The following is a 10,611-nucleotide window of genomic DNA, read 5'->3' as shown; positions in this document are numbered from 1 at the left end:
GCCCGGGCATGCTCGGCGGGTGAACGAAGACGTGATGCGCTGGAGCGGCCAGCGCGCGGACCGGGTCGACGAGGGCGCACTCCCCGGGTTGGCGCGGCTGACGGGGTTCGTGCGCAGCGTCCGGACACCGGAGTTCCGCGGCGTGACGTTCCACGAAGTGCTCGCGAAGAGCGCGTTGAACCACGTCCCGGCGGACGCGCGGATGCTGCCGGGCGAGTACACGATCAACCCGTACCGCGGCTGCACGCACGCGTGCCAGTACTGCTTCGCGCGGCCGACGCACACGCGCCTGGGGCTGAACATCGCGGGCGACTTCGACAACGAGGTGATCGTCAAGACCAACATCGTGGAGGTGCTGCGGAACGAGCTGGCCCGCAAGCGCAAGCTGCCGCCGCAGGTGGCGTTCGGCACGAACACGGACGTCTACCAGCGCGCGGAGGGCCGGTACGAGCTGATGCCGGGGATCATCGACGCGCTGTCCGGGCACCGGGTCCCGTTCTCGATCCTGACGAAGGGCCCGTTGATCCGCCGGGACCTGCCGGCTTTGGTCCACGCCTCGGCGCGGTGCACCGTGCACTTGGGCGTGTCGCTGTCGATGCTGGACGAGGAGCTGCAGCAGTCGGTGGAGTTCGGCACGGCGACGACGTCCGCCCGGCTGGCGACGGTCCGCGCGATCCGCGAAGCCGGGCTGCCGTGCACGGTGTTCCTGTCGCCGATCCTGCCGTACCTGTCGGATTCGGTTGCGCAGCTGGAGGAGCTGGTGGCGGCGGTCGCCGCGGCGGGGGCGACCGACGTGCTGTTCCACCCGCTGTACCTGTCTTCCGGGGTGAAGGACGTGTTCTTCGCCTGGCTCCGGTCGGCGCACCCGGCTTTGGTGCCGGACTACACGCGGTTGTATTCGTCGGGCTCGGAGACGGCGTACCGCCACGAGATCGCGGCCCGCATCCGGCCGGTGATCGCCCGGTACGGCTTCCCGGAGCCGGGCAAGGCGATCGAGGACAAGTTCGCCCTCAACGGCCGGCGGGGGCAGCCCCCGGAGGAACCCACCCAGGCGACGCTGTTCTGAGTCACACCGCGCGGACGCGGAACATCGAGAGGTCGTAACCGCTGTCGGTGAGGCTGCTCGTCACCGTCGCTCCGCCCGGTCCCACGAAGTTCAGCGACGCGACGTGCTCGTTCGACAGGAACGCGCCTTCGACGGGAAAGCGGTCGCCTTCGGCCTTGATCAAGCCGGAGAGCTGCCGGGCGAGGTACTGGGAGAGGCTGGTGTGGCTGCCAGTGCCGGCCCCGCCGACCTCGAGGCCGAGTTCCGCACCCACCTCGGGGTACCGCTCGTCCAGCAGGATGGCCAGTTGATAGGCCGTCACCCACCGCCGTCCGAAGTGGTGGTCGTCGACCGACACGTCCTCGAGGACCTGTTGCACCTTGTCCAGGACCGACAGCTTGGCCCAAGCACTCGCTTCCATCAGCTCTCCCGCCACGACGCGCGACCGTTCGGCAGCTAGTCGTGGCGCGAGCGATCGCCGTTACCGCGTGTCGCGGTGTCAGGACTAACGCCCTTTCCCGGTCACCCCGCCCGGCGCCCACAACCCGTCCGCGTCCCCGGCCTCCAGCCGGCCGCGGTAGACGCCGATCTTGCGGTCGATCAGCTTCAGGTTCTCCTGCAGCTCCTCGAGCCGGGCCAGCACGTCCGCCCGATGGGACTCCAGCAACGCCAGCCGCTCCTCCTCGTTCCCGCGGCCGGCGCTGACCAGCTCCGCGTAGCGGCGGATCAGCTTGATCGGCATGCCCGTCGCGCGCAGCTTGGTGCAGATCTTGATCCAGTCCAGGTCCAGCTTGCGGTAGCGGCGCCGGCCGCCGGAGGTGCGGTCGACCTCGGTGACCACCAGGCCCGCACGTTCGTAGTAACGCAGCGTGTGCGCGCTGACTCCGGTGCGTTGCGCCGCTTCGGCGATGGTCAGGCCGGCCTCGGGGATCGGTTTGACTTCGAGCACGCTCTAAATCCTAGCGTCGATGCCATGAACGTTCCGACTTCGCGTCATCCGGCGCTCGTGCTGGCCATTTGCTGCGCCAGCATCGTCGTCGCGGTGATGGACATCTCCATCGTCACGGTCGCGCTGCCGTCGATCCGCCGTGACCTCGGTGCCTCCGTCTCCGGCCTGCAGTGGACCGTCGACGCCTACACGCTCGTGCTGGCCGGTTTCCTGGTGCTCGCCGGGTCGACCGCCGACCGGTTCGGGCGCAAGCGCGTGTTCCTCACCGGGCTCACCGTCTTCGGTGCCGGCTCGCTGCTCTGCAGCCTGGCGCCCGGCATCGGCTGGCTGATCGCGGCCCGCGCCGTGCAGGCCGTCGGCGGCACCATGCTCAACCCGGTCGCCCTGGCCATCGTCGCCACCGTCTACCCGGTGCCCGCCGAACGCGCCCGCGCCATCGGCGTCTTCGCCTCGATGTCGGGTCTGGCCCTCGCGCTCGGGCCGATCCTCGGTGGCGCGCTCGTCGACGGCTTCGGCTGGCGGGCCGTCTTCTGGGTCAACGTGCCGATCATCGCCGTCGCGATCGCCGCCACCGCCGTGTTCGTGCCCGAGTCCCGCGCGCCGCGGGCCCGCCGGTTCGACTTCGTCGGCCAGGTGCTGGTGGTCGTCGTGCTCGGCAGCGTCGTCGAGGCCATCATCGAGGCGCGGTGGCTCGGCTGGACGTCGCCGGTGACGCTCGGCCTGCTCGTCCTCGCCGGCCTCGGCGTGCTGGGACTGCTCCGGTACGAGCCGCGCCGCGCCGACCCGCTGCTCGAACTGCGCCTGTTCCGCAGTGTCTCGTTCAGCTCGGCGATCGTCATGGCGTTGTTCTCGCTCTGCGGGTTCGGCGCCTTCCTGTTCCTGACCACGCAGTACCTGCAGGACGCGCGCGGCATGACCGCCCTGACGGCCGGGCTGTGCCTGCTCCCCGTCGGCGTGCTCGTCCTGGTCCTTTCGCCCAGGACGGGCCGGCTGGTCGGCACGCGCGGCCCGCGGCTGCCGCTGGTCGTCGCCGGGGCGGCGCTCGCCCTGGGCGGTGCCGCGTCCGCGTGGCTCGGCCCGGCGACGCCGCTGCCCGCGGTGCTCGCCGTCTACGTGCTGTTCGGCATCTTCCTCGGCACGGTCAACCCGCCGATCACCAACACCGCCGTGTCCGGGATGCCGCGGTCGATGGCGGGGGTCGCGGGTTCGCTGGCCTCGGCGGGCCGGCAGACCGGCACCACCCTGGGCGTCGCGATCGCCGGGACGATCGCCGGCACGGGCACCGGGACCGCGGCCGGCGTGTGGTGGCTGGTGGCCGCGCTCGGCGCCGGCGTCCTCGCCCTGGCGCTGCTGAGCACGGGCGACCGCGCGGCCGTCACGGCCCGGCGGGCGGCGGCGCTGTTCACCGAGCTCGAAGCGGGGCCTGCGCCGCTCCCGAAAAATCTCGGGGGAAAAATGTCGAACGCCGCGAGCGGCCGATCGACGCGGGGGTGAAGGCCGGTCACGAGCCCGGGACGACCCGGGCCCCGGCCGACGAGAACCAGGGAGCAGACCATGCGTTTCCTCATGATGCACCGGATCGACGAGCACGACCCGCAGGCGTGGAACCCCACCCCGGAGTTCATGGCGAAGATGGGCGGGTTCATCCAGGAGTCGGCCGAGAAGGGCATCCTGATCACCGCGGAGGGCGTCCACCCGACGGACAAGGGCGCCCTGGTCCGCAAGCCGCGCGGCGCGGCCGTCCGCGTCACCGACGGCCCCTTCGCCGAGGCCAAGGAGGTCATCGGCGGGTTCGCGCTGATCAACGCCGCGGACCGGGCGGAGGCCGTCGAGTTCGCGAAGCGGTACGTCGAGCTGTTCGACCTCGAGATCGAGGTGGAGGTCCGCCAGGTCGTCGAGTTCGAGGACCTTCAGCCGCGGGACTGACGGCCCCGGTGGCGCTAGGCTGGCGCGGAACCGTTCACTGGGGGTGGAGCGATGTTCCTCGTCACCGGCGCCACCGGCAACGTCGGCGCGGAAGTGGTTGCGGCACTGGCGAAGGCGGGTGAGCCGGTCCGGGCGCTGGTGCGCCGGCCGGACGCCGCCCTGCCGCCGGGCGCCGAAGCCGTCGTCGGCGATCTCAACGACCACGGAAGTCTCGACGGCGCGCTGAAGGGCGTCGACGGGATCTTCCTGCTGGCCGGCTACCAGGACATGCCCGGCATGCTCGCGCGGGCGCGGGACGCGGGCGTCCGCCGGATCGTCCTGCTGTCCGGCGGGTCGGCCGCGCTCGAGAACCTGGACAACGCGGTCTCGGCGTACATGACGCTCGCCGAACGCGCGGTCCGGGCGTCGGGCCTGGACTGGACGTTCCTGCGGCCGCGCGCGTTCATGGCGAACGCGCTGCGCTGGCTGCCGCAGCTGCGCGAAGGCGACACGGTCCGCGCGCAGTTCCCGCACGTCGCCGCGGCGAGCGTCGACCCGGCCGACATCGCCGCGGTGGCGGCGAAAGCCCTCGCGGGCGGACACGAGGGCCGGGCGTACGACCTGACCGGACCGGTGGCCATGCGGCCCGCCGAGCAGGTCGCCGTGCTGGCGGAGGTGCTCGGCCGGGACCTGGAGTTCGTGGGCCTGTCCGACGAGGAGACGCGCGCGGAACTGGAGGCGAGCATGCCCCGCGAGTACGTCGACGCGTTCTGGGACTTCTACGTCGCCGGGACCCTCGACGAGGCAACGGTGTACCCGACGGTGGCCGAAGTGACCGGACGGCCCGCCCGCACGTTCGCCGACTGGGCGCACGCGCACGCGGCCGCTTTCCGCTGACCCGGTGAAGGCCTCCCGTCCCGACCTCTCCGCCGTGCTCGCCGTCGTGTTGTCGGTGCCGGTCGTCGCCAGTGGGCTGCTCGTGCTCGCCCTCGTCGGGAAGCTCGCGTGGCCGCCGTACTTCTGGGTGATCCCCGCGGGCTGGGTGGTGGCGGGCGGGATCACGTTCGTGCCCGCGTTCGAGCACCTCCTGCTGCCGCTGCTGTTCGGCCTGCGCTCACCGACCGCGGGGGAGCTGACGCGCCTGACGCCGTGCTGGGCGGCCGTCTGCACCGCCGCCGGGGTGGACAGCGGCCGGTACCGGCTGTGGGTCGAGCGTTCGCGGGAGCTGAACGCCTTCGCCGCAGGCGGCCGGACCGTCGCCGTGACGCGGCTGGCCCTCGAACTCCCGCGCCCCGGCCTGGAGGCGATCCTCGCCCACGAGCTCGGCCACCACCTTTCCGGGCACACCCGCGTCTCCCTGTTCCTCTGGTGGCTGGAGCTGCCGGCCCGGGTCCTGGCCCGCCTGGTCCGGCTGCTCGCGCTGGCCGTGCCCTACGTCGGGCGCGCGTTCGCCGCGTTCGGGCGGTCGGTGGCCGTGCTCGTGACCGTGCTGCTGGCACTGGGCATCCTCACCGCGCTCGCCTTCCTCGACCCGTGGCTGCTGCTGACGCCGCTGCTCGGCCCGCTCCTCGCCTGGTCAAAACGGCTCGGCGAGTACCGGGCCGACCTGATGGCGGCGCGGCTGGGCTACGGGCCCGCGCTGATCGGGCTGTTCCGCGAGTGGATCCGGGTGACCGGCGGCGACGAGCGGCGGCTGTGGGCGCGGCTGCTGGCCGGGCACCCGGCGCACATCGACCGGATCAAGAAGCTGAAGGACCGCGGCTTCCGGGGATGATCCCGAGCACGTGCGCAACGCGGGTCGGTTTTGCCGGGTTCCCGACGTGGGAAAATCTTGGTCGAGGGGTGTCCAAGGCGGCGTCGGCCGTTCGTAGTCACCGCGTACGGCAACCGAGCCACAGGAGGATCCCGTGAAGTACCTGATGCTGATCAACGCCTCGCTCGACGCGAACGGCGAGCCTGCCGGCTGCAGCACGCCGGAGGACTGGATGCTGTTCGACAAGGCCATGAAGGACGCCGGCGTGCACGTCGGCGGCAACTCGCTCGCCGACTTCACGACGGCCGCCGCGGTTCGCGTCGACGAGCGCGGCGAGCGGATCGTCACCGACGGGCCGTTCGCCGAGTCCCGCGAGGTGCTCGGCGGCTACTTCGTCGTCGACGTGCCGGACTTCGACGTCGCGCTCGACTGGGCGGCGCGCTGCCCGGGCGCCCGCGACGGCGGGCACATCGTCGTCCGGCCGCTCGCTTCCTACGGGGACTGACGGCCGTGGCGGACGGCGCGGCCGGTGCTTCCGGGCGGAGCCCCCGGCCCGGGGCGGAGCCCCGGCTGACCCTGGCAGCCGTGTTCCGGGAGGAGCGCGGGCTGTTGCTCGCCGCGCTCGTCCGCCGGTTCGGCGATCTCGACCTGGCCGAGGAGGTGACGTCCGAGGCGATCGAGGCCGCGTTGGTGCACTGGCCCGCCGAAGGCGTGCCGCCGAAGCCGGGTGCCTGGCTGATGACGACGGCGCGGCGCAAGGCGGTCGACCGGCTGCGCCGCGACCAGGCCTACGCGGCCCGGGTCGCGGTGCTGCAGGTCGAGGCCGACCGCGCCGCGCCCGCCCCGGCGTCCGACGGCGGTCTGCCGGACGAGCGCCTGCAGCTGTTCTTCACCTGCGCCCACCCGGCGTTGCCGGCCGAAGACCGGACGGCGCTGACGTTGCGGTGCCTGGCCGGGCTGACGACGCCGGAGGTGGCGAGGGCGTTCCTGGTGCCCAGCGCGACGATGGGCAAGCGGATCGTGCGGGCGAAGAACCGCATCCGCGCGGCTCGCCTCCCGTTCCGGGTGCCGGACGCGGACGAGCTGCCCGGCCGGCTGCCGGGCGTGCTCCAGGTCGTCTACTCGATCTTCACCGAGGGCTACGCGGCGAGTTCGGGCCCGGACCTGCAGCGGCTCGACCTGGCGGAGGAGGCGATCCGGCTGGCCCGCATCCTCCGCCGGCTGCTGCCGGCGGAGCGGGAGGTCGCGGGCCTGCTGGCGCTGATGCTGCTGATCCACGCGCGCCGGGAGGCCCGCACCGGCCCGGACGGCGACCTGGTCCTGCTCGACGACCAGGACCGCGCCCGCTGGGACCCGGCGCTCATCGCGGAGGGAACCGACCTGGTCCCGGTGGCGCTGACCGGCGGCCCACCGGGCCCCTACGGCGTGCAGGCGGCGATCGCGGCCCTGCACGACGAGGCCCCGGACGTGTCCCGGACCGACTGGCCGCAGATCGTCGGGTTGTACGACGTCCTGCGCGGCCTGGCGCCGTCCCCGGTGGTGGAGCTGAACCGGGCGGTGGCGGTGGCCATGCGCGACGGCCCATCGGCGGGCCTCGTGCTCCTCGACGCCTTGGCGGACGAACCACGCCTGCGCGAGTACAGCCCGTTCCCAGCCGCACGAGGCGACTTGCTCGCCCGCCTCGGCCGCCTCACCGACGCGGCCCAGGCCTACCGCGACGCCCTGACGCTGGCCCGCACCGAACCCGAGCGCGCCCACCTCCGGCGCCGCCTCACCGAGTGCCGGGAGCCGTGAGGGACACCCTCACGGCGGGTGTGGATGGAGTGGGCCCGGGCGGCGTGCGTAGGCCCGGAAGTGTCGGTGGCCGCCGGTAAACTGGATGCCGGGGGCCGGAGGGCTAAGTCGCGCGCAAGGCCTTCGATGGCGGGAGGGCTGAGCCGCGCAGGCTTAGCCGGGGCCGCAGGGCCAGGCGGCGCGCAGGGCCTCCAGGGGCCGCAGGGCCAGGCGACGAGCAAGGCCTCCGATGGCGGCAGGCTGAGCCGCGCGCAGGCTAAGCCGGGGCCGCAGGGCTGAGCCGCGCGCAGAGCCTCCGGGGGCCGCAGGGCCAAGCGGCGAGCAAGACATCCGGGGCCGCAGGGCTAAGCGGTACGCAAAGCCGCGACCGCCGGAGCGAACATCGTCGCCTTGATCGCGCCCAGCGTGCCGCGGTCCTTGCCCGCCAAGGCCTCGACCCGCTCCGCGGCCACCGTCACCAGATCGGGCTCCGCGACGACTTCGTCCACCAGGCCGAACGCGAGCGCGTCCGCGCCCCCGAAGCGGCGGCCGGTGGTCATCGACGCGATCGCCGCCGACGGTGTCAGCTTGCCCTGGATCAGCGCGGCCATCCCGGGCGTGAACGGGATGTTGATGTCGGCCTCCGGGAAGCAGAAGTAGCCGCGGTCCGCCCGCATCACGCGGAAGTCGTGCGCCATCGCCAGCATCGCGCCCGCGCCGAACGCGTGGCCGTTGATCGCCGCGACCGTCGGGACCGGCAGCGTCAGCACCCGCGCGAACAGCTCCTGCACCTCGGCGACGTACTCCGAGGCCTTGTCGCCGTTCGCGAGGAGCCACTCGAGGTCGAGGCCGTTCGAGTAGAACTTGCCGCCGCCGGTGGTCACCAGCACGTCGGACACTTCGTCCAAAGTGGAATGAACGCGCTGCAGCCAGTCGGGCGAGAAGCGGTTTTCGTCGTCGCCCAAGTGCAAAACGGTCACGGTCGGTCCTTTTCTCGGGGTGGCACGGTCAGCACGGCCCGCACGGCGGCGGCCAGCCTTTCCCGCACCAGGGGGTCTGTGATATCCCGCCGGAAGAACGCGGTCGGCAGGTCGACGACGCAGGTGGTGATCACCTCGACGGCCAGGCCGTCGCCGCGGTCCCACACCTGACGTGCCAGCCGCACGAGCAGCGCCACCAGGCGTTTGTCCAGCGCGTGCAGGGACTCCGCCAGCTCGTCGGGCAGGTCGGGCCCGAAGAGCCGGTCGCCGCGGACCTTCAACAGCATCCGCGCGCCGTCGGGACGCCGGGTGGCGAACACCGCGGGCGTGTCCGCCGCCGCGACGACCGCGTCCACCGGCGAAGGCGCGGCGTCCACCACCGAGGTCTGCAGGTCGAGGAACGCCGTCGCCGCGCGCAGCCAGACCTGCGCCAGCAGTGCGTTCAGCGACCCGAACGCGTGGTAGATCGTCCCGTTCGGCACCCCCGCGGCCGCTGCGAGGCCACGCACGGTGACCTCTCCCGACGACGCGACGAGCCGTTCGGCGACGTCGAGCAGCGCGTCGAGGTCGTGAACGCGGGGGCGGGGCATGCCGCCACCGTAACAGAACACGTGCTCCAAAACCAGGGCGGTAAGCTGCCGCCGTGGAGATCTGGGTCAACCCCGCGTGCGCGAAGTGCCGGTCCGCCGTGTCGCTGCTCGACGAAGCGGGCGCGCAGTACACCGTCCGCCGCTACCTCGACGATCCGCCGACCGTCAAGGAGCTGAAGGCCGTCCTGAAGCGGCTCGGCCTCGAGCCGTGGGACATCACGCGCACCGCGGAGCCGGTCGCGAAGGAACTCGGCCTCAAGACGTGGGGCCGCACGCCCGCGGACCGGCCGAAGTGGATCGAAGCGCTGGTGAACCACCCGAAGCTGATCCAGCGCCCGATCATCACGGCCGACGACGGCACGACGGTCGTAGCCCGCGACCCCGAAACGGTCCGCTCGGTCCTTTAGGGAATGCGGCCGTCCCGCGGCAGCAAAGGCACGTCCAGGGCCACCGTCTCCGGGTACTTGATCCCGGCGCCGGTGTTCAGGACCACGACGTCCTCGTCGCCGGAAAGCCACCCGGACGAGCGCAGGTGCCGGAGCGCGGCGAAGCACGCACCACCTTCGGGGCAGACGAACGTCCCCTCGAAGGTGGTCAGTTCCCGTTGCGCCGCAAGCAGTTCCTCGTCGGTGACGGCAACAGCGGTCCCGTCGGTGGCGTAAACCGCGTCGAGCACCAGGAAGTCACCGAGGGCCTTGGGCACCGTGATGCCGAAGGCAACGGTCCGGGCGTCCGGGAACAGAACACTCTCCCGGGCACCCGCCGCGAACGCCGTGACGATCGGCGCGCACCCGGTGGCCTGAACGGCGACGAGCCGCGGCAGCGGCCCGGAAACCCAGCCCAGGGCCAGCATTTCCAGCAGCGCCTTGTAGATCCCGATGATCCCGACCCCGCCGCCGGTCGGGTAGAGGATGACGTCAGGCAGCCGCCAGCCGAACTGCTCGGCGATCTCGTACCCCATCGTCTTCTTGCCCTCGATGCGGTAGGGCTCCTTCAACGTCGAGACGTCCTGCACACCGGAGCGACGCGAAACCGCGTCCGCCACGAGCTTCCCCGCGTCGCCGATGAGACCGTCCACCCGGTACAGCTCGGCGCCGGCCGCGACGCACTCCCGCATGGTGATCGCCGGCGCGTCGTCCGGCATCGCGACCAGGCTCGACATGCCCGCGCGCGCCGCGTACAGCGCCCAGGCCGCGCCCGCGTTGCCGTTCGTCGGCATCGCGATGCCGCCCACGCCCAGCTCGGCCGCCCGCGAGACGCCGACCGCGGCACCCCGCGCCTTGAACGTGCCGGTCGGGACCAGGCCCTCGTCCTTCATCCACAGCCGCGAAAGCCCCAGCTCACGGCCGTAGCGCGGCAGGCGCAGCAACGGTGTCATGCCCTCGCCCAGGCTCACCACGTGCTCGGCCGACCGCACCGGCAGCACCTCGTGGTAGCGCCACAGCGTCGGTTCGCGCCCGGCGATCTCCTTCGGCGTCACGGCTTCGCGGACGCCGTCGAGGTCGTAGCGCGCGAGCAACGGCGCGCCGGAGGGCGACAGGCCCTGCACCGCGTCGGCGTCGAGGCGCTCGCCGGTCCGGGAGCATTCGAGGTGGCTGAGGAACGAGTACGGCACG

The 10,611-nt window shown here is 72.5% G+C and carries 13 protein-coding genes; 8 read left to right on the top strand and 5 right to left on the bottom strand.

Going from position 1 to position 10,611, the window contains the following annotated elements; genetic code table 11:
- Nucleotides 1-19: 19 nt before the first annotated feature.
- On the top strand, nucleotides 20-1,066 hold the full coding sequence (locus ACWEN0_RS18205) for a radical SAM protein (RefSeq protein WP_451974552.1): 1,047 nt from the start codon (nucleotides 20-22) through the stop codon (nucleotides 1,064-1,066).
- A 1-nt stretch (nucleotide 1,067) separates the two neighbouring features.
- Here ACWEN0_RS18205 and ACWEN0_RS18200 read toward each other — a convergent pair whose 3' ends face one another.
- Together ACWEN0_RS18200 and ACWEN0_RS18195 are read right to left on the bottom strand one after the other, a co-directional pair.
- Entirely contained in the window at nucleotides 1,068-1,466 is a 399-nt protein-coding gene (locus ACWEN0_RS18200; protein WP_451974550.1) for a hypothetical protein, read from the bottom strand.
- Between the two features lie 84 nt (nucleotides 1,467-1,550).
- Complete coding sequence (locus ACWEN0_RS18195; protein WP_451974548.1) at nucleotides 1,551-1,994, bottom strand: MerR family transcriptional regulator; 444 nt, start codon at nucleotides 1,992-1,994, stop codon at nucleotides 1,551-1,553.
- 24 nt (nucleotides 1,995-2,018) lie between these two features.
- Here ACWEN0_RS18195 and ACWEN0_RS18190 point away from each other — a divergent pair, with 24 nt between their 5' ends.
- From ACWEN0_RS18190 to ACWEN0_RS18165, 6 genes are all read left to right on the top strand, one after another.
- Nucleotides 2,019-3,488, top strand: a complete 1,470-nt coding sequence (locus tag ACWEN0_RS18190; RefSeq protein WP_451974547.1) for an MFS transporter — start codon at nucleotides 2,019-2,021, stop codon at nucleotides 3,486-3,488.
- Between the two features lie 60 nt (nucleotides 3,489-3,548).
- Entirely contained in the window at nucleotides 3,549-3,920 is a 372-nt protein-coding gene (locus ACWEN0_RS18185) for a YciI family protein (protein ID WP_451974545.1), read from the top strand.
- A 51-nt stretch (nucleotides 3,921-3,971) separates the two neighbouring features.
- Entirely contained in the window at nucleotides 3,972-4,796 is an 825-nt protein-coding gene (locus ACWEN0_RS18180) for an NAD(P)H-binding protein (RefSeq protein WP_451974543.1), read from the top strand.
- Between the two features lie 4 nt (nucleotides 4,797-4,800).
- Complete coding sequence (locus ACWEN0_RS18175; RefSeq protein ID WP_451974541.1) at nucleotides 4,801-5,673, top strand: M48 family metalloprotease; 873 nt, start codon at nucleotides 4,801-4,803, stop codon at nucleotides 5,671-5,673.
- A 133-nt stretch (nucleotides 5,674-5,806) separates the two neighbouring features.
- The gene (locus ACWEN0_RS18170; RefSeq protein ID WP_451974539.1) at nucleotides 5,807-6,157 is read left to right on the top strand and encodes a YciI family protein; all 351 of its coding nucleotides are present in this window, start codon (nucleotides 5,807-5,809) and stop codon (nucleotides 6,155-6,157) included.
- A gap of 80 nt (nucleotides 6,158-6,237) precedes the next feature.
- On the top strand, nucleotides 6,238-7,446 hold the full coding sequence (locus ACWEN0_RS18165; protein WP_451974537.1) for an RNA polymerase sigma factor: 1,209 nt from the start codon (nucleotides 6,238-6,240) through the stop codon (nucleotides 7,444-7,446).
- Between the two features lie 344 nt (nucleotides 7,447-7,790).
- Here the strand turns inward: ACWEN0_RS18165 and ACWEN0_RS18160 are convergent, their stop codons facing one another.
- Nucleotides 7,791-8,405: an enoyl-CoA hydratase/isomerase family protein gene (locus tag ACWEN0_RS18160; protein ID WP_451974535.1), complete on the bottom strand. Its 615-nt coding sequence runs from the start codon at nucleotides 8,403-8,405 to the stop codon at nucleotides 7,791-7,793.
- Nucleotides 8,402-8,995, bottom strand: a complete 594-nt coding sequence (locus ACWEN0_RS18155) for a TetR/AcrR family transcriptional regulator (protein WP_451974533.1) — start codon at nucleotides 8,993-8,995, stop codon at nucleotides 8,402-8,404. The genes ACWEN0_RS18160 and ACWEN0_RS18155 overlap by 4 nt, the downstream gene beginning before the upstream one ends.
- A gap of 53 nt (nucleotides 8,996-9,048) precedes the next feature.
- Here ACWEN0_RS18155 and ACWEN0_RS18150 point away from each other — a divergent pair, with 53 nt between their 5' ends.
- The gene (locus ACWEN0_RS18150) at nucleotides 9,049-9,402 is read left to right on the top strand and encodes an arsenate reductase family protein (protein ID WP_451974531.1); all 354 of its coding nucleotides are present in this window, start codon (nucleotides 9,049-9,051) and stop codon (nucleotides 9,400-9,402) included.
- On the opposite strand, the gene ACWEN0_RS18145 is transcribed toward ACWEN0_RS18150, so the two are convergent.
- Nucleotides 9,399-10,610 (bottom strand): threonine synthase, encoded by a 1,212-nt coding sequence (locus ACWEN0_RS18145; RefSeq protein ID WP_451974529.1) that lies wholly within the window; start codon nucleotides 10,608-10,610, stop codon nucleotides 9,399-9,401. The two genes, ACWEN0_RS18150 and ACWEN0_RS18145, sit on opposite strands and share 4 nt — an antisense overlap.
- Nucleotide 10,611: the final 1 nt, after the last annotated feature.

The organism is Amycolatopsis sp. NPDC004378 (assembly GCF_053602455.1).
This window is presented reverse-complemented; position numbering and strand designations above follow the sequence as displayed.